The sequence below is a fragment of the Xanthomonas sp. LMG 12460 genome (assembly GCF_009192895.1).
GTDB classification, from domain to species: domain Bacteria; phylum Pseudomonadota; class Gammaproteobacteria; order Xanthomonadales; family Xanthomonadaceae; genus Xanthomonas_A; species Xanthomonas_A sontii.
On sequence record NZ_NKUH01000162.1, the window covers coordinates 1 to 761 of the forward strand.

A 761-nucleotide genomic window follows, 5' to 3' on the forward strand; every position below is an offset into this window, starting at 1 on the left:
TTTAGAAATTTTTGCGGGGCCGTCGCAATGCGGGCGTGCACGGGTCGTGTTGCTCGGTCGCCGGACCTGGATGCTGCGCCATCGCGCTGCGGCACACTGCATCGCGCCAGAGATCGGCCAATCCACAGCGGAGAATCGGCAATGCGCCGATCCCGGGCCACCGACGGCGACCCTACGCTGCGCAGCGAGCGAGATCGGTGCGCCACGACGCGGCCACCCCGGATTTCCGGATGCTCCCGCCCAACGCATGTTGGCGGCCCTGTGCGTCGGGAGAATCCTCATGCTCATTTATGTCGGCCTGGACGGCGATCAGGCGGATCAGCGCGGCGCCAAGCTGAAAGCCTTGCAATCCCACTTCGGCGAAAACCAATCGCATGCGCTGACCCTGCTCGACGCGGCCTCGCTATCGCCCAGCAACAAGACGCGCGGCAAGCGCTTGGTGATCAATTCGCACGGCAACGTCAACGTCTTCGCCGGGCTTGCACCGGAGGCATTCCTGCAGCAACTGCTGGCCAAGGGACTGGGCAAGGAGTCGTTCGAGGAGATCGTGCTGATGGCCTGCCAGGTCGGCGCGCAGAGCCAAACCAACTCCATCGCCAACAACTTCGCCAAGGACCTGAAGCGCTTGCTGGTCGGCCACGGCATCCTCGCCAAGCTGTACGCGCCGCGCGGCACGCTGACCTACCTCGTGCACACCGAGCAGAAGCTGGGCCAGACGTTCTACGTGGTGGACAGCATGCATATTGCCTGCCCGGAGCGGA

1 protein-coding gene is annotated in these 761 nt (G+C 64.5%); it reads left to right on the top strand.

Annotated elements, in window-relative coordinates:
• Positions 1 to 280: 280 nt before the first annotated feature.
• On the top strand, positions 281 to 761 hold a 481-nt coding region (locus tag CEK66_RS20180), incomplete at its 3' end, for a hypothetical protein (RefSeq protein WP_152238068.1).